The sequence below is a fragment of the Trinickia symbiotica genome (assembly GCF_003028655.1).
Taxonomy (GTDB): domain Bacteria; phylum Pseudomonadota; class Gammaproteobacteria; order Burkholderiales; family Burkholderiaceae; genus Trinickia; species Trinickia symbiotica_A.
This window is the reverse complement of the sequence record NZ_PYUC01000007.1, coordinates 263841-280985: the sequence shown is the minus strand read 5'-3', so window position 1 is coordinate 280985 and position 17145 is coordinate 263841. Positions and strand designations below refer to the sequence as shown.

Genomic DNA, 17145 nt, shown 5'->3' with positions numbered 1-17145 from the left:
GTTGCAGCAAAGAGGACCGGTACCGTGCTTTCGTTGTCCGCTGACCCGACAAAGTCCCTGACGCAAAGGATCATTGAGCATTTTCATAGGTTGATTGCGGAAGGCAAGCTCCAATCCGGCATGAAGGTGCCTTCGATTCGCAGCTTCGCCGAATCGCATGGCGTCAGCGTCTCGACCGTTGTCGACGCCTATGACCGTCTCGTTGCCGACGGGTCTCTCGTTCCGCGCCAAAACTCCGGGTTTTTCGTCCGAAGCTTCCAGCACGCGTCTTATCTGAACCCCGAAACAGTTGCCAAAGAGAGCACATCGTTCGACTCTCTCTGGATGCTGAACCGGATATGGCAAAACCATTCGGCCGAAATCAATCCCGGATGCGGGTGGCTGCCGCCGCGTTGGCTCGACGAAGAAGGATTGCGCCGCACCCTGCGGAACATGGCAGTGCATTCCGCAGGCTCGATGACCGGCTACGGCGTACCGAAAGGCTACTTGCCGCTGCGCTGGAAAATCTCCGATTGCCTCAATCATCAGGAGATATATTGCCCACCGGAACAGGTGCTCATGACGAGCGGTGCCGCGCATGCACTGAGCCTGCTCATTCATCATCTGATCAAGCCCGGCGACACCGTTTTCGTCGACTCTCCCGGCTACAGCCTGCTGTTCGCGCATCTGAAGCGGATCGGCGTCGATATCGTCGGCGTGCCGCTGACACCGACCGGACCGGACCTCGCCACCTTCACGGAACTACTCGCCAAGCATCAGCCGAAAGCGTACTTCACGAATCCGCGCCTTCACAACCCGACGGGGATCTCCTGTTCGCCCGCCACGGCGCATAAGATCCTGCAGCTTGCGGCAAAGCATGACTTCCTCATCGTCGAGGACGACGTCTGCGCCGACATCGACGCGTCGGCGCGCCGTCCGCTCGCGAGCCTCGATCAGCTCGAACGCGTGATCTACGTCGGGAGTTTCTCGAAGACCATATCACCGAGCCTGCGCGTCGGGTACATCGCTGCGCATCCCGACCTCATCGAGGACCTGGCGCAATTGAAAATGGCAATGGGCTTGACGAGCTCCGAGATTGGCGAGCGCATCGTCTACCAGGTTCTCATCGACGGACGCCATCGCAAGCATCTGAAAGGCTTGCGTGAGCAGCTTGCTAACGCGCAATGCAGCGCGCGGCAAAAGCTCGCCGAGGCGGGCCTGATCATGTTCAACCAGGCCCCGGAGGGAATCTTCGTTTGGGCCCGTCATCCGCGTTACGAAGACTCGCGCGCCCTTTCGAGCCGTGCGCTCGACAAGGATATCTATCTGGCGCCAGGGCATCTTTTCACTCACCACGAAGAGCCCACTCCCTGGCTGCGGTTCAACGTGAGTTATTGCGACAACAATGCACTCTTCGAATTCCTTGCCGCCGCGTGAGTGGACTGAGTCGAATTTGACCGGGCACGTTGTCGGCGATCGAGCTCCGACTGGATTTTCATGGCTGCTTCGGTCGCCTCGCGCGTGCGAGTCGATAACTGCCGAACCTCGCCCGCGATCACCGAGAAGCCCCGGCCCGACGCACCGGCTCGCGCTGCTTCGACCGCCGCGTTCAGCGCAACGAGGTTCGTCTGGCGCGCAATGTCGCGTATCGTGGAGACGATTTCGCCGATCTCCTTGATGCTTTCGAGCATGCTTGCCTTGAGCGCCTCCTCCGCGGCGGCAAGCTGTTGCGCGATCTTCGACGCGTGAATGTCCGTCATGACACCCACTGTCCGCAACGGCAAACCGCGCTCGTCGCGAAGCGTCTGGCCGCGCGATCGGACCCAGCGGTATTCGTCGTTCTTGCAGCGCAGTCGATATTCAACGTCGTAACCGGTATGCCCGGAGCGATCGGACAAATGCTCGATGAAGGCCTTGCCGGCTTGTTCGGCATCGTCCGGATGAAGCCGGGACGTCCAGCTCTCGGCCACATCGGGAAATTCCTCGACCGTCGAAAAACCGAGCAGCCGCCTGACCTGATCCGACCACCAAAGGACGTTCTTTGGATTGAGCGGATCGCCGGCGATGATCTCGACATCCCATATGCCGTCGGCCAACAGCTCCCGCGATAGTTCGAAGCGGGCGCGTACCTTCTCCAGTTCGCGCTGATCTTGCGCGGCTTCTTCGATATCGGTAAGCGTGCCGACGATCGTGACGCCGTGCGGCGTTTGCGCATCCCCGGGCCACTCGTTGCGCCCGGCGATGCGCATCTCGTACGATCGATAGTTGCCACGCCGATGCTTGGCTCGGTGCGCCACCGTCGCCGCCCCATCGCCACCCCCGCGCGCCGCGTGCCACAACGCGTTCGATAACGCGGGCTGATCGTCAGGATGCACGCAAGCAAGCCACGCATCGAACGCAGGCCCAAGCTCGCCCCCGCCGTATCCCAACAGCTCGCAAAACCGTTCGGACCACGAGCTCGAGGCCCGGCCGACGGGGAACGCATCGTCGTGCAGATGAACCTCCCACCACCCGCAGCGCATCGCGCGCTCGACCGCATCGAGCCGAACGATGAGTGCGGCGTTCTCCCGCTCGAGCTCGTCGGCCTGTTCTCGCAACGTCGAGACACTCGCGATGAGCGCGTCCTCGTGACTTTCTTCCTTCGTCGGCGCCGTCCCGTTGCGCTGGCCGAACCATTTCATCAGCTTTTCTCCGAGAAACCTCGATGCAAAGCACGGCGCAGGCGTGCCGAAACACGCTTGCGCCACGCTTCGCCCAACGTTAGAACGAATGCGTGATCCCGAGCCGGGTCGCGAGCTGCCGCTTCGAGCTCGACGGGTTGAATCCGGCTATCTGCGCGACCGGTGCGTCGCCGGAGGCCTTCTGGCCGGCCACCATCGCGTAGACCGACGTCCGCTTCGAGAGCGCATATTGCGCGAGCAGGTTGAGCTGTTCGTACTTCGGCGACGTATCCGTCCGATCGTCGTGGCCGACCGTGTACGTGAACCCGCCGGCGACGACGAGCGCGGGCGTCAGCTGATACGACCCGGACAGTTCGTAGTTCTGGAACGTCAGATTGGCGCCGCCCGACTTCGGCCGAAATACGGTGTTCGAAAAGTCCGTCGATACTTTGAACGCGCCGAGCTTGTACGATGCGCCGACGGCGAGCACGGACTGGCTGCGTGCGGCGGCCAGCGCATCGCCATAGACGGCATTGGCAAAGCCGCCGCCCGACACGTAGCCTGCAACAGCCGTCGACGGATCGTTGATATGCAGGTACCCGACCGCCGCACTGACCTGCGAGCCGGCATACGCCACCGCGGCGCTGTAGGTGGAGTTCGTCGAGAACTGTCCGGCTACGCCGCCCGGCGAGTAATGGCCTTCGACCGTCACGCCGCCGAACGTCGGACTCACATACTTGATGGCGTTCGGCACGGAGAACCCATTGTCGAGGTTATCCATATCGTTCGGGTGCGCGAAATACCAGCCGCCAAATTGGCCGTTGAGCGTAAAGGCCTCGAGCTGATCGACGTTTGCGTCCCATTGCCGGCCGAACGTGACCGTACCGAACTGCTTCGAAGACAGGCCGACGTAAGCGTTGCGCGAAAATGCGAGGCCACCGCCGAGCGCGCCGTTCGCGGCGTCGAAGCCGCTTTCCACCCGGAACACCGTTCGCAGACCGCCGCCGAGGTCTTCGCCGCCGAGGAGCCCCCAGCGGCTTCCGAGCGGCACGCCGCTTTGCATCTGGAAGAGCCGGCCGCCGCTTCCCGCTATGGCGGTCCCGTTCGACGCCTTGCTTACATTACTTGCATAGTCGATGCCGAGATCGACGATACCGTACAACGTCACCGTGCTTTGCGCACGCGCACCCAAAGACATCAGGGCGAGCGTTGCCCCTACCATTGCTGCTTTCTTCATTACCGGATTCCTCTTTGTCGTCGTTTTGCGCCCTGCGACGGGCGCGATTTTTTGTGGAGCAGTTGTTTAGGCCGCCGCAAGGCGGCTCATTCGCTTGCGACCAGTTCGCGAACGAACGACCGCTTGCTCGCGAGCGAAAGCCCGATGCGATAGATAATTGCGGAAGCCACGGCTGCCGCGGGCGCGGAGAACGTTGCCGTCGTGCCGCCCGCTTCGAGCAAGGCGATGCCAAGCGCCGACGACGCGAGCCAGGCAACGAGGCCACACGGATTGAACGCAACGACGCGCTCCGAGCGATACTCGATCTGCTTGCCGAAGATCGCCTCGTAGTGCGGGGAGACGATATGCATGACGGCGATGCCCACCCATGCGACGACGAAAATGCCCTGGAACGCCAACGCCTGGAGGATGAAGCTGAAGACGTTCGTCAGCATCAGGAAATAGACGATCACGCCCGCCACCACGGACCAGAAGAACTTGGGCAGATGAAGACCGAATACGGCGGTGAAGAACGAATGCATATTCGTCGAGGCCAGATAGAAATTGGCCGTATTGATCCGCGTCTGGCTGACCCAGACGAACAGCAGTCCGGCGAATCCCATCAGCTTCAACAACGCGAAGACGACCGATACCTCGCTGAGCGCTCCGCTTCCCGCCAACGTGCTCGCGAGGAAAATTCCGGCAATGCCGTTGATGACGAACGTGAACGTGTAGAAGGACCAGCCGAAGTTGAAATTCTCGTGGTAGCGCGTGTCCGACTGGCGTCCGAAGCGGGCGTAATCCCAGGTGTACATCATCATGATCCATACACCCATGAACGCGGTGAAGCAATTCCACCAGCCGTACGTCGGCGCACCGCCCGCCGGGCCAAGATGGATCCACGCCGTATGGTCCCCGCCGCTCATGAGCGCCAGAACAACGGCTGCGATCAGGCCGAGCAGATAGAACGGAAGCAGCGCCCCGTTGAACTTGTCGAGCCACGTCTGCACACTGCCGAAAACGAGCAAGACGCTGTAGACGACGACGATCAGGTACGCCAGCTTCACCGATATCGCCGGGAAATAGGCGTTGATGGCGACCGCAATGACCGATCCCTCGAAGAGCGCGTAGTAAATCGCCGTCGCGAAGAAAATCAATGTCGCCAAAGCGGCTCCGACGCTGCCGAACAACACGCGTGAAAAGAGCGCTACCGACAAACCGTTGGAAACCACATATCGGACGATGACCTTGTTGATCAAGCTATAGACCACGACGGACAGCCCAAGCCCGATCAACGTGTTGACCGTGCCGAAATTGATCGCGAGCGTCGCCGACACCACGAGCCAGAACATGGCACTGCAGGTCGCCCACCATGCCATCGTCAAAGACAACTTCGACATCCTTGCGGTTGCCGGAACGGCGCTCGTCGAATAACCGTCGTCCGAGCCGTCCTGTATAGCATTCAGTTCCATTTGCGCTCCCACGTAACGAATAAAAATCGGCTCACATCGATGCACCCTTGATGGCAAGCCAATGAGGACTCCTAATCGATCAACTTCGGCCGCCGACGCATCGGCCGATTTGCGTCGGCGTGGTCTCCCTTGTTATGCGGGATCAGCTTTCGTCGGTCAGGACGTAAGCGCCCGTTTGGTCCAGCCGTGCACGCCAGCCGGGCGGCAGCACGATGGACGTCGTAATTTCCTCGATGACGGCGGGACCAACGATCAGATCGCCCGCGCCGAGGCGCGTTCCGTCATAGACAGGCGACGACAGCGTTTCGATATCGTGGCCGTTGGCGAAGACCATATCGCGTCGTGCCTTGACCACGACCTCGGGATCGCCAACGCCGGGGGGGATCGCCTGAGCGGGCGGCTGATCGAGCACGCCGTAGACCGTGCTCTCGATATTGACGATCTCTACCTGGCTGTCGGGCTCGGCGTACGTATAAAGCGCCTTGTGACGAGCGTCGAACATCTCGCGAATACCGTCGATCGTATCGGCGCCCACATTCATGGAACCGATGGTGACCGAGCATTCGTGGACTTGGCCCGTGTAACGCATATCGAGCTGGCGCTCGATCCGGATTCGATCGCGCGCAAAGCCCTCCTTCGCGAGGGCGGCCACGGCATCGGCTTCGAGCCGCTCGAACTGCTGTTGAACGCGGCCCAAATTGGCATGCTTGTCGACGCGCATCGGGCAAGCCGCCATATAGTTGTATTTCACATCGGACAGCAGCTGTCCGAATGCGCACAGGCCCGAAGCCAGCTTCGGCACGAGAACCGTCTTGACGCCGATCTCGCGCGCCAGCGCGGCAATGTGCAACGAAGTGGCGCCACCCGCCGCGATCAGCACGAAGTCGCGCGGGTCGTATCCGCGCTCGATCGACACACGGCGAATGCCGTTGATCATGTTGACGTTGACGATGTTGTAGATGCCGTATGCCGCCTTGCCGACGGAAAGGCCGAGGGGCTTTGCAATCTTCGTTTCGATCGCCGTCCGCGAGGCCTCACCGTCGATCTTGACGCGTCCGCCGAGCAGCGAGACCGGGTTGAGGTAGCCGAGCGCCACATTCGCATCCGTCACCGTGGGCTCTTGTCCCCCGCGCATATAGCAGGCCGGCCCCGGCACGGCTCCCGCACTCTGCGGACCCACTTTGAGGAGCCCCATCGGGTCGATCCATGCGATCGAGCCGCCCCCCGCTCCGAGCGTCTCGACCTGAATCATCGGCGTGCCGATCCGGTAGCGCAGGAAATCGATGTCCTTGTTGACGTTCGTCACGCCCTCCTTCGTCAGCGTGATGTCGAACGACGTGCCGCCCATATCGACCGTGATGAGGTTGCGGTAGCCGAACGGCTTGGCTACGAACAAGGCAGCCTGCGGCGCCGATGCCGGGCCCGAGTTGATGGCATTGACGGCGCGCGCGCTCATCACCTTCGGCGAAGCCATTCCCCCGTTGGACTGATAGAACCGCACCGGCGCCTTCAGGCCGTTGTCCAAGTAGAAGTTCTCGATCCGGCTGACATATCGGCCGAGCACCGGCCCCAGATACGCGTTGACGACCGCCGTCGATGTCCGCGTGTATTCGCGCATCTGCGGAAATACTTCGAGGCCCACAGACACATAGACGTCGGGAAGCAGCTCGCGAACGATTTCGGCCGCCCGTCTCTCATGCACGCCGTTCGAGACCGACCAAACGAACGAGACCGCCACGGCCTGCACGCCTTGTGCTCTGAAGAATTCGCAGGCCTCCCGAACGTCGTCCTCGTTCATCGGGGTATGAATCGTGCCGTCGGCAAGTACCCGCTCGCGAATCGGCCGGCGCAAGTAGCGCTCGACAAGCATCGCCGCGGGCGGATACTTGGCGTCATAGCGATGCCCCTCCTCCTTGTGCCCGAGACGGATTTCGAGCGAATCCTCGTGACCCGAGGTGCAGATCAGACCGGTCTTGACGCCCTTCAGCTGGATGAGTGCGTTCAACGCCACGGTCGTGCCGTTCACGCATAAATCGAGGTTCGACAATATCTCGCTGACCGGCTTGTCGAGCGCTTCCGAGATTTGCGCAAGGCCGTCGGCAATCGCGCGCGTCCCGTCCTCCGGCGTCGACGTTGCCTTGAAGAGGCGCATCTGGCCCGCTCCATCGGCGAGGACAAAATCGGTGAAGGTGCCGCCCGCATCCACACCAAGGCGGTATCGTGTGCTCGTCATTTCGTTGGCCTCATTGATGTTGGGATGATTGGCGCTCGGCGCGCAATGCCTCGGTTGCCGCGAAGTCGATCTCGAGGCTTTCCGCATCGATGACGACACCGTACTCGGCACGAGCGGCTTCGATCGATACGATTCCATTCCGCACGTCCCCCGCCACGCTTTGCGGCTGGCGACGCAGCGGCGAACCCCAGCCGCCTCCGCCCGGATTGAACGTGGCCAGCGAATATCCGTCGCGCACCGTCATCACGGCGTTTTGCTTGTAGGTCTCGATAACCTTGCCGTGACGCTTGAGCTCGACGCGCCCGAGCTTGCGCTCCGGCATCGCACTCGTGGCTTCGTTCGCGCCTATCGCGGGCAGCTTGCGGCCTTCGCCGAAGCTGACGACCGTCATCTCGTGTCCAATCGGCTCGACCTCCCAGACCGTGCCGCTGCCGCCGCGATATTCGCCGGCTCCCGCGCTGTCGGTGACGAGCCCGAAACGATGAATGACGATCGGATAGGAATATTCGAGCGTCTCGATGTCGCCCGAATAGAGCGCGCCGAAGCAGCATTGCGGCCCGCACGCGTGCCAGCCGTCCATATAACCCGTCGCACCTGCCCCCGAGATCAGCGAAGCGAGGACCATCGTCACGTACTCGTCGCCCGTGCGCTGATCGTGGCCCGCGATGTTGACGCCGCTCGAATGGCCCCACGAGCCGACGGCGCGCTCGCCTTGCGCTTTTTCGAGCGCGAGACGCACGGCGTCGGCGAGCGTTTCCATCGGTGTCGTCGTGCAGTTGACGTGCGGCGCAGGCTCCTCCGCATTACAGAGCGTGCCCTTCGGTCCGAGATCCACGCTGACGCATCGATAGAGGCCTTCGTTGTACGGCGGATCGAGCTGGGCGAACATCATGAGGCCCAGGTAGACGCCCGACATCGAATTGCCTTCGTAGGAGTTGATGAAGTAGGGAATCTGCGGTGGGCTCTCGATCTTGATGTGACACGTATCGGCCTTGATCTCGACTGTCGCCTTGATTTCGATTTCGCCGTAGCCATGCCCGGAATCTTCGAGCCTGGCGCTCGCTTCGTAGACGCCGTCGGGTACCGCATGGATGATCTGGCGCATGTGGCGGTCCGCCATCTCCATGAGTTCGTCCACGCACGCACGGACCGTCTCCACACCGTACTTGTCGAGCAGCGCGATCAGGTTACGAGCACCGACGTTGACAGCGCCGAGCTGCGCCTTGAGGTCGCCCTCCTGGTCGCGGCGCGAGCGCATGTTGCTCAACATGAAGTTGACGACGTCGTATCGTTCCACGCCCTTCTCCCATAGCTTGACGGGAGGGATGCGCAGGCCTTCTGCATAGATCTCGCGCGCGTCGGGGTTATATCCCGCGGGGACCGGACCGCCGATGTCGGTGACGTGCCCCTTGCAGACGGTCCAGAAAACGAGCGCCCCTTTGTAGAACACCGGCTTGTACATGCAGCAGTCGACGATGTGGCTGCCTTTGTAGACTGGGTCGTTGTGGTAGACGATATCGCCGTCGTGGATATCCTCTCCAAAGAAGCGGGCGACCTCTTTCATCGCGGGAATAAGGCCGCCGAGGTGGATCGGAATGTCCTGCCCCTGCAGGATCATCTCAGGGCGACCGTTGAAAATGGCATTGCTGTAATCGTGTGCGACATTGAACACACTCGACCGAGCAGTCTTCTCCAGCGTCATGGTCATTTCGCGCTGAGTGGTCTCCAGCACCCCTCGCACGACGGCCAGCGTAATCGGATCGACATCTCGTGACATCACGTTCTCCGGTTGATCGTCTTCGTTCGTCGGGCCGCGCGGCTTGCGTTAGCCCAGTTCGATGTCAGGCAGGTTATAAACGTCAAAATCCCGGGGCAATGCACAGCCGGACAAGCCGTCGCGGATGCTGTGCTGCTCGCGCGAGCCATACACGTGCGAAGCCGACGTTCGGCGGCATTCGACGAAGAACGCCCTACGATGCGGCGCAAGCGCCGCGCACTGCCTCAAGACGGGAATTCGCGGAGAAACCGCTGGAAAGAGGAATGCATCGAGTCACTCGTCGCGACTCGAGAAGGAAAGCCGGAGCCGGCTTCTCGCGGCAGCCGGCGGGCGGCGGGTACGCAGGCGGTGCGATGCCTTCGTTACCCGTGATGGGTGTATGAAGTCTTTACTGTGGTGAAGAATTCGGCTGCGTAGCTTCCCTGCTCCCGCGGGCCGTAACTCGACGCTTTGCGGCCGCCGAACGGCACATGGTAATCGACACCCGCCGTAGGCGCGTTGACCATGACCATGCCCACTTGGGCTTCCCGCTTGAATCGCTCCGCGAGCTTGAGCGACGCCGTGCAAATGCCCGCCGAGAGGCCAAACTCCGTATCATTGGCTTTCTCTAGCGCGTCATCGAAGTCTTTTGCATGAATGAGACAGGCGATCGGGCCGAATATTTCTTCTCGCGCGATACGCATGCGCGCATCGACGTCGGCAAAGAGCGCAGGCTTCATATAGAAGCCCTGGGTTTCGCAGTCCTTGAGCGTGCCGCCATAGATGAGCGTTGCCCCCTCGTCGGAACCGATCTTCACATACTCCAGATTCGACCTCAGTTGCCGCTCGCTCACGACCGGACCGATATCCGTGTTCGGCGAGAGCGCGTGCCCAACGCGCAATCGCGAGACGTGCTCGACTAGCGCGTCGCGGAACTTCATGTAAATTCCGGAGGTGACGATGATGCGGCTCGTCGCGGTGCATCGCTGTCCCGTCGAATAGAACGCACCTTGGATTGCGCAGTCGAGCGCGACCGCCATATCGGCATCGTCGGCGACGACCAACGGGTTCTTCCCGCCCATTTCGAGCTGCATCTTCGCGAACCGCGGACCGGCCGCGGCCATCACTCGAGCGCCGACGCCTGTGGAACCCGTAAAGCTGATGGCTCCGACTTTCGGGTTCGACAAAATCGCTTGCCCCGCACCACTTCCGCGTCCCAGTACGAGATTGAACACACCATCGCCGAATCCGGCCCGGCCGATGACATCGGCCAGTGCCCACGCCGACGCCGGGACGAGTTCCGCGGGCTTCAGCACGACACAGTTGCCGTACGCCAATGCCGGTGCGACCTTCCATGCCGGGATTGCGATCGGGAAGTTCCACGGCGTGATGATGCCCACGACGCCGACAGGTTCTCTCGCCACGTCGATCGTCATGCCCGGTCGCACGGAATCGAGGCGCTCGCCGCGCTGGCGCAGCACTTCCCCGGAATAAAACTTGAAGATCTGGCCCGCTCTCCTGACCTCGGCGACACCTTCCGGGCGCGTCTTGCCCTCCTCGCGCGAAAGCAGCTCACCCAGCTCATCGGCTCTCGCGAGGAGTTCGCTTCCCACTCTGTCGAGCGCGTCGGCTCGCGCCTGGATGCCGAGCATGCGCCGGCCCTTGAATGCATCGAACGCCGCGTCGATCGCATCGTTCGCGAGCGCTTCGTCGCCCAGTGAGAACTCGTCTACGACATCCGAGGTATCGGACGGATTGACGTCGCGGTAAACATCGCTGCCCGGCACCCATTCGGCGCCGATGTAGCTGTGCTTCATGCGAACACCCCACCGACACTTTGCGCCGATGTGCGGGCGAGCAGAATCTGCTCGATGATATCGAGGCCTTCATCGACCAATTCGTTGGAGACCGTGAGCGGCAGCATGATTCGCAGCACGTTGCCATGCGTCCCGCTCGTGAGAAGCAGCAACCCCCGCTCGAACGCCTCGGCCTTGACTGCGTTCGCCATCTCGGGGGCGGGTTGCCCCCCCTTGGAGAACTCCACGCCCGTCATCGCGCCGAGACCGCGAACATCGGCGATTTCCGGAACGCGTTGTCGCAAGGCATTCATGCGATCACGCAGGCGCTTGCCGAGCGCTTCGCTGCGGGCGCACAGTTGCTCCTCTTCCATTGCGTCGAGGACGGCGAGCGCTGCAACGCATGCCATCGGATGACCTGCATAGGTGCTGCCGAGTCCGCCGGCCGGGATGGAATCGAGCACGTCGGCGCGGCCGACGACCGCCGAAATCGTCATGCCGCCGCCGAGTCCCTTCGCGAGCGTCGTCAGATCCGGCACCACGCCCGAATGCTCCATCGCGAACATGCGCCCGGTGCGTCCAATGCCGGTCTGGATCTCGTCGGCCACGAGCAGAATCCCGTGCTCGTCGCAAAGCATCCGAAGCTGTCTCATGAACTCCGCGGGCGCCGGAATATAGCCACCCTCCCCGAGAACAGGTTCGACGATGATGGCCGCGACACGATCCGGGTCGACTGTGTACTTGAACAACCGCTTGATGCCCGCAATCGAGTCCTGGATAGAGATGCCGTGCAGCGCCGACGGATACGGGGCTTGATAGACATCCGCCGAAGTCGGGCCGAAGCCTGCCTTATAGGGTGCGACTTTTCCCGTAAGCGCCATCGCCATGAACGTCCGACCATGGAACGCCCCGTCGAACGAAATGACGGCGGTGCGCTTCGTATAGTGGCGTGCCACCTTGATGGCATTCTCGACGGCCTCGGCTCCAGTCGTCATGAAGAACGCCTTCTTTTCGAAGTCGCCGGGGGCTAGCGACGAGATCCGCTCCGCCAACTCCACGTATGATTCGTAGGCCACGACCTGGAAACAGGTGTGCGAGAACTTTTCGGCCTGTCGCGCAACGGCGCTCGTGACCTTCGGATGTCGATGTCCGGTATTGAGCACGGCGATGCCGGCGCAGAAATCAATGTAGCGCCTGCCTTCCACGTCCCAGATCTCTCCGTTTTCCGCACGCGCAGCGAACAGGGGATGCGCGTTGCCGATACCCTGTGGAATGGCCTTTTGACGGCGGGCCATCAAAGCCCGGTTCGTTTGCTCGGTGTGCGACACGTTCGACTCCTGGTTGTTGAGGTACGGGGCAATCGGCGGAATGCGTCCGGGCCCTGCAACTCTGGCAGGTGTGCGTGTCTTGCTTCGATTGCCGGACTGTCCGGTCAGAATATGCCGTGGGCCGATGTCGATGCCAGACACATTGGGACAGCGCTATTTGGGCACTGTATGGTTTGCCGAGGCAATACACAGCGGGCAGCCGGCGCTTAGCCGACGCATTGACAAGCTCGAAGAAGCGCTCGGCGTGTTCGCTAGCGTTGTTTCAGCGTGTATCGCATCCGGTTCATGCGTGAGTGCAATCCGTTTTTGGCTGGGGCAGATAAGGATGACGCGTGCGCCAATGGCGCGCGATGTCGACGCGGCGCGCCACCCAGACGCGATCATGTCCTTCGATATGATCGAGGAATCGCTGCAGCGCGCGGAAGCGCCCCGGCCGGCCGAGCAGCCGGCAATGCATGCCGATCGACAGCATCTTCGGCGTTTCGGCCCCTTCCTCGTAAAGGACGTCGAACGCGTCGCGCAGGTACGTGAAGAAGTGATCGGCCGTATTGAAGCCTTGCGAAGTCGCGAAACGCATGTCGTTCGTGTCGAGCGTGTACGGCACGATCAGTTGCGGACATGTCTCGCCGCCGGTCACTTCGACGTCGGCCCAGAACGGCAGATCGTCGCCGTAGTAGTCCGAGTCGTAGAGGAAGCCGCCGTATTCGGCCACGAGCCGGCGCGTATTCGGGCTATCGCGCCCGGTGTACCAGCCGAGCGGCCGAACCCCCGTCACTCGTTCGATCGCGTCCATGCCGAGACGCATATGCTCGGCTTCTCGCTCGGGCGACATGTCCTGATAGTGAATCCAGCGCCATCCGTGGCAAGCGATTTCATGCCCGAGTTCGACGAACGCGTGCGCGACCTCGGGATGGCGCTCGATCGCCATGCCGACACCGAATACGGTCAGCGGCAGGTTCCGCTTCTCGAACTCGCGCAAGATGCGCCAGACGCCGGCACGCGAACCGTATTCGTAAATCGACTCCATGCTCATGTGCCGCGTCGGGTAAGCCGCCGCACCGACGATCTCGGAGAGAAATTGTTCGGAGCCCGGATCGCCGTGTAGCACGCAGTTTTCGCCGCCCTCTTCATAGTTGAGGACGAATTGGACGGCGATGCGCGCGTGGCCGGGCCAATCGGCCTGGACGGGATGGCGGCCATAGCCGATCAAGTCGCGCGGATAGCGGGAGTGAGATGTCATGGCAAAAAGTCGTGTCGTGGCAAGCATGGAATGGTGAAGCGCCGCCGCGACAGGTGCGCGGCGGGCGGTGGCCGATGCGCATTACGCGGCGTCGCGCGGGCTGAAGTCGGCCAACGGACCGTCGTAGCGCTTGGGGAGCGGGCGCGCATACTCGCCACGCTTGGCCGTCGCCAACCCGAGTGCGACGAGCGCCTCAGTCCATTTCAGCGCCGCGGTCACGCCTTCCACCACGGGTGCACCAATCGCATCTTCGATCGCGCGACCGAGGTCGGCCATGCCGGCGCAGCCCAGCACGATCGCGTCGGCGGCATCTTCCTCGAGCGCGCGGCGGCACTCGTCCGTGATCAGCCGCCGCGCCCCGCTGCCCGGCTGATCGAGATCGAGCACGGCGACATCGATTGCCCGCACGTTGCGGCAGAACCGCTTCATCCCGTAGCGCTCGGCCAGATGCCAAGCCATTCCTGTCGTACGGGAAAGCGTCGTCACGACGGAAAAACCCGGCGCAACCACGCTCGCCGCGTGCATCGCCGCCTCCGCGATGCCGACGACGGGTCCGCGCGCCAGCTCGCGCGCCGCGAACAGCCCCGGATCGCCGAAACAAGCGATCACATAGCCGTCGACTCCCTCGCGCTCGCCGGCGGCCACTTCGGCGAGCAGCCCCGGCAGTGCGAGCGATTCGTCGTACCAGCTTTCGATCGACGGCGGCCCCATGCTCGAGGTCGCGGCCACGATCTCGGTGCCCGGCGCGGCGATGCCACGGGCGCAGACTGCCATCAGATCAGTCATGCGCGACGTCGTATTAGGGTTGATGAGCTTGATCTTCATTCGCACTCTCTCCTGCAGTTCTTTGCGTCGCGTACGTTCGTCAGGCGCGAGCGCGGCGGGCAGCCAGCCAATAGAAAACGCCCGCCAGTACGACGCCGATGAACCACGAGAAGTTGGCGAGCGAAGCGAGCGCCGGCGTCATGACGCAAACGACGGCGATGGCGGCAGCCGCCAGAACGGCGGCCACCGCGCGCCAGTTCACACCGTAGCGATACCAATACGTGCCCTTCTCCGACATCGAATAGAGGTCGTCGAGCACGACGTGCTGCCGTTTGACGATGAAATAGTCGACGATCAGAACGCCGTATAACGGGCCGATGAACGAACCGAGCACATCGAGCGTGTAATGAATCACGGCAGGGTTGTTGAACAGGTTCCATGGCGTGATGAACACCGAGGCCGTCGCGGCGACCATGCCGCCCGCACGCCAGCTGATATGCTTCGGGGCGACGTTGGAGAAGTCGAACGCCGGAGAAACGAAATTGGCGACGATGTTGATGCCGATCGTTGCGATCATGAACGTCAGCGCGCCGAGCACCACGGCGAACGTATGGTCGATGCGGCCGACGGTCGTCACCGGGTCGGTGATGAGTTCACCGAATACCGGCAACGTGGCCGAGGTCGTAATGACCGTGACGAGCGAGAACGCGAGAAAGTTGACGGGCAGTCCCCAGAAATTGCCACGCTTCACGCTCGCGTAGCTCTTGCAATAGCGTGAGAAATCCCCGAAGTTCAGCATCGGCCCGGAGAAGTACGAGACGACGAGCGAGATCGCCGTGATCGTGACGGGCACCGCCTCCCAGCCGTGATACTTGACGGTGCCGAGATTCAGACTGATGTTCGCGAGGCCGGCACGCGCCACCATGTAGCCGGCCAGGATGAACATGACGACATACACGGCCGGACCGGCGAAATCGATGAACTTCTTGATCGTCTCCATGCCGTTCCAGAACACGAGGGCCTGCAGCACCCAGAGCACCATGAAGCCGGCCCATCCCAGCGTCGACAATCCGAGCCAGCCATGGTGATGCACGTCCGCGTAGGGGATCAGTTGTGGCGCGAACTTGAGCAGAACGATGACGAAGGCGCTCGATGCAAGGTACGTTTGAATGCCGTACCATGCCACGGCGATGAGGCCGCGAATCACGGCGGGGATATTGGCGCCCAACACGCCGAACGTCGCCCGGCAAATGACGGGATAGGGCACGCCAGCGCGCTGGCTCGATTTCGCGATCAGGTTGGCGAAAACGTTGACGATGCCGATGCCGATGAGCAGTGCAATGAGCACCTGCCAGCTCGTCAAACCTAGAGCGAACAAGCTCCCGGCAAACACGTAGCCGCCCACGCTGTGCACGTCGGACATCCAAAACGCGAAGATGTTGTAAGTGCCCCAATGCTGATCGCGCAGCGGAGCAAGATCGGCGTTGCAAAGGCGCTCGCTGTAGCCCGCGGGCAAGCTTCCCTCCTTGCGGCCAGACGAGGCGCCGACGGAGCCGGCATCGGTGGGTAAGGACAAATCAGGCATTGACGTCTCCGGTAAAGGACAACAGTTGTCCAGCGCGGCATCTCGCGTGCCGACACGATATCGAGCGCCTGATAAACGCGGTCGCAGTCGGCGCACTCTGCGGCCGTCAATCACCTAGTTAGTTGTCCTAATCAACCGAATCGAACCTGGAGTCCTTGGAATGCTATCTCTCTAGTCTCGCCCGCGGCCCATCCGCCGCTGAAGCGCGCTCAAACGCCGAAAACCTCCCGCAAATCGGCTGCGCCGCGTGCGGGCCGATCGAGCATCTTCAGCTCCACTGTCTCCAAGTGCCGCACCATCAGTTCCGCCGCCTGTTCCGTATTGCCGGCCTCGATGGCATCGACAATCTGGGCATGTTCGTCGAACGAGCACGGACTGCGGCCAAGGGACTCGTAGAGCGCCGAGATCAGCGTCGAGCGCGCCACGAGACCGGCCAGACAATTGCAAAGCACGCGATTGCCCGTCAACGCGGCAAGCGCGGTATGGAATTCGCCCGACAGGCGAATCCACGAGCGGAAATCTCGATGTTCGAATGCGTTTCGCTCGCGCTCGATCATCTTGGCCAACGCCTTCATATGTACCGCACCCTGCCCGTCTCGATCGCGGCACACGCGCTCGATCACTGCGGCCTCGACGATGCGGCGCATCTCGAACACCTCGTGCACCTCCCGAAGCGACGGGCTCGCCACGAAGGCGCCCCGATTGGGCTCCAAGTCGATGAGATGCTCGGTTGCAAGCAGTGAGAGCGCTTGCCGCACCGTCCCGCGCTTGACACCGAATACGTCGCACAACTGCGCTTCCGTGAGCTTCGCACCCGGCTCCAGCCGGTGCTCGAGAATCGCGTCGCGGATGCGTTCGGCAATCGCCGCGGGCGTGGCGGCGTCGGATGATTTCGGCGTCGGCATGTTCAGTATCGTAGTTTCGACATAAAGATTGTCAACAATTTTTTTGCCGCTAGGTGCCGGCATTTGCTGCAGCAAATTCCCCGGACGAATCCGTCGTTTGGTGCATTCTCGCGCCAGTACAGTGCATCTGCCCGAGTCGTGTGCACCATTGTCGCGTGCGGGCGGCATGAATATTGTCAACAATTTGCCGCCGCGATCGCACACCAAATC

Annotated in this window: 12 protein-coding genes; 1 reads left to right on the top strand and 11 read right to left on the bottom strand. The window is 62.0% G+C overall.

The features are described 5' to 3' along the window. The first annotated feature begins 24 nt into the window (after window positions 1-24). Complete coding sequence (locus C9I57_RS16000) at window positions 25-1416, top strand: aminotransferase-like domain-containing protein (RefSeq protein ID WP_107151627.1); 1392 nt, start codon at window positions 25-27, stop codon at window positions 1414-1416. On the opposite strand, the gene C9I57_RS33620 is transcribed toward C9I57_RS16000, so the two are convergent. The 11 genes from C9I57_RS33620 to C9I57_RS15945 all read right to left on the bottom strand — a co-directional run bounded on the left by C9I57_RS33620 (window position 1371) and on the right by C9I57_RS15945 (window position 16935). After that, window positions 1371-2660 (bottom strand): methyl-accepting chemotaxis protein, encoded by a 1290-nt coding sequence (locus C9I57_RS33620; RefSeq protein ID WP_107151626.1) that lies wholly within the window; start codon window positions 2658-2660, stop codon window positions 1371-1373. The two genes, C9I57_RS16000 and C9I57_RS33620, sit on opposite strands and share 46 nt — an antisense overlap. Before the next feature lie 79 nt (window positions 2661-2739). After that, the gene (locus C9I57_RS15990; protein WP_181321857.1) at window positions 2740-3876 is read right to left on the bottom strand and encodes a porin; all 1137 of its coding nucleotides are present in this window, start codon (window positions 3874-3876) and stop codon (window positions 2740-2742) included. An 86-nt stretch (window positions 3877-3962) separates the two neighbouring features. Continuing rightward, the gene (locus tag C9I57_RS15985; RefSeq protein ID WP_181321856.1) at window positions 3963-5327 is read right to left on the bottom strand and encodes a purine-cytosine permease family protein; all 1365 of its coding nucleotides are present in this window, start codon (window positions 5325-5327) and stop codon (window positions 3963-3965) included. Window positions 5328-5469: 142 nt separating this feature from the next. After that, window positions 5470-7560 carry a caprolactamase subunit alpha gene (gene capA, locus C9I57_RS15980; RefSeq protein WP_107151623.1) on the bottom strand — a complete coding sequence of 697 codons (2091 nt, stop codon included), beginning with the start codon at window positions 7558-7560 and terminating at the stop codon, window positions 5470-5472. 10 nt (window positions 7561-7570) lie between these two features. Beyond that, window positions 7571-9337 carry a caprolactamase subunit beta gene (gene capB, locus C9I57_RS15975; protein WP_107151622.1) on the bottom strand — a complete coding sequence of 589 codons (1767 nt, stop codon included), beginning with the start codon at window positions 9335-9337 and terminating at the stop codon, window positions 7571-7573. A gap of 362 nt (window positions 9338-9699) precedes the next feature. Next, window positions 9700-11133, bottom strand: a complete 1434-nt coding sequence (locus C9I57_RS15970) for an aldehyde dehydrogenase family protein (RefSeq protein ID WP_107151621.1) — start codon at window positions 11131-11133, stop codon at window positions 9700-9702. Next, window positions 11130-12407 carry a 4-aminobutyrate--2-oxoglutarate transaminase gene (gene gabT / locus C9I57_RS15965; protein ID WP_107151620.1) on the bottom strand — a complete coding sequence of 426 codons (1278 nt, stop codon included), beginning with the start codon at window positions 12405-12407 and terminating at the stop codon, window positions 11130-11132. The genes C9I57_RS15970 and gabT overlap by 4 nt, the downstream gene beginning before the upstream one ends. A 316-nt stretch (window positions 12408-12723) precedes the next feature. Next, on the bottom strand, window positions 12724-13680 hold the full coding sequence (gene puuE, locus C9I57_RS15960) for an allantoinase PuuE (RefSeq protein WP_107151619.1): 957 nt from the start codon (window positions 13678-13680) through the stop codon (window positions 12724-12726). An 81-nt stretch (window positions 13681-13761) separates the two neighbouring features. Continuing rightward, window positions 13762-14505 carry an aspartate/glutamate racemase family protein gene (locus C9I57_RS15955; RefSeq protein WP_107151618.1) on the bottom strand — a complete coding sequence of 248 codons (744 nt, stop codon included), beginning with the start codon at window positions 14503-14505 and terminating at the stop codon, window positions 13762-13764. 40 nt (window positions 14506-14545) lie between these two features. After that, a complete protein-coding gene (locus tag C9I57_RS15950; protein ID WP_107151617.1) occupies window positions 14546-16030 on the bottom strand; it encodes an NCS1 family nucleobase:cation symporter-1 in 1485 nt (494 codons plus the stop codon). 209 nt (window positions 16031-16239) lie between these two features. Continuing rightward, on the bottom strand, window positions 16240-16935 hold the full coding sequence (locus tag C9I57_RS15945; protein WP_107151739.1) for a GntR family transcriptional regulator: 696 nt from the start codon (window positions 16933-16935) through the stop codon (window positions 16240-16242). Window positions 16936-17145: the final 210 nt, after the last annotated feature.